1 protein-coding gene is annotated in these 1,099 nt (G+C 59.2%); it reads right to left on the bottom strand.

Going from position 1 to position 1,099, the window contains the following annotated elements; genetic code table 11:
- Positions 1–358 precede the first annotated feature (358 nt).
- Positions 359–937, bottom strand: a complete 579-nt coding sequence (gene rbr / locus QZL63_RS09510) for a rubrerythrin (protein ID WP_022309076.1) — start codon at positions 935–937, stop codon at positions 359–361.
- Positions 938–1,099: the final 162 nt, after the last annotated feature.

Raw genomic sequence — 1,099 nt, 5'->3', positions numbered from 1 at the left:
GAGCGGTTCACGGGTCGTCCGGTCCGCCACGACCCCCTCGACGACCGCAGCGGCGGCCGTGAGGCAGTATCCCGAAGCGAACAGTGCAGCAATGATTTTTCTCAACGTCATACGTTTTCCTTTATCTTCTTTTTCCACGCTGCAAAGTTGGCCGCTCGGGATGACAATCGCATGTCACGGCGGTAAAGATTCGGCGAAGGGAGTGTTTCGTTCCAAAGACGCCGCCTGTATCGGAGCCGGCATACAAACGGGGAGGCGGATCTCCTTTCGGAATCCGCCTCCCCGTTGTTCCATCCCTGCCGGGGCAGGTTTCAGTCTGCGCATGCGGCCGCCGGCCGACGCTTGGTGCGACAGACTATCAATAGTTCTCCTTCTTGGGCTCGAAGTAGGCCTGCGGGTGCTTGCAGGCGGGGCACATGAGCGGAGCCTGCTCGGCTTCGACGATGTAGCCGCAGTTGCGGCACTGCCACCAGATCTTGCCGTCGCGCTTGAAGAAATCGCCGTCGGTCAGGCGGCTCAACAGCTTCAGGTAGCGACGCTCGTGCTCGGCCTCGACCACCGAAATCATGCGGAATGCCGTGGCGATCTCCGTGAAGCCCTCCTCGTCGGCCACTTGCGCGAACTCGCGGTAGAGCACATCCCACTCCTCATTCTCACCGCGCGCCGCAGCCAGCAGATTCTCCTGCGTCGTGCCGATCTTTCCGGCAGGGTAGCTGGCCGTGATGGTCACTTCGCCGCCCTCGAGGAACTTGAAAAAACGCTTGGCGTGCTCCTTCTCCTGCTCGGCCGTCTCCAGAAAGACACCTGCGATCTGCTCGTAGCCCTCTTTCTTGGCCTGGCTGGCAAAAAACACATAACGGCTCCGTGCCTGGCTCTCGCCGGCGAAGGCCTTCAACAGATTCTGCTCGGTACGCGTACCTTTGATGCTCTTTTCCATAAGTCGTAATGTTTGATGTGTGTCGGCAAAAATAGGAAATTACCCGCATGCCGGCAAATAAAAACGATCGGATCTTCCGATAGTGCCATTTGCCGAACTTATAGTTCACCGCCGGTCAGCTCGCGCAGGTCCTCACGGAAGCGGGCGTAGTCGGCCGGAAGG

It is taken from the genome of Alistipes sp. CAG:268 (assembly GCA_000434235.1).
Classification (GTDB): domain Bacteria; phylum Bacteroidota; class Bacteroidia; order Bacteroidales; family Rikenellaceae; genus Alistipes; species Alistipes avistercoris.
This window is presented reverse-complemented; position numbering and strand designations above follow the sequence as displayed.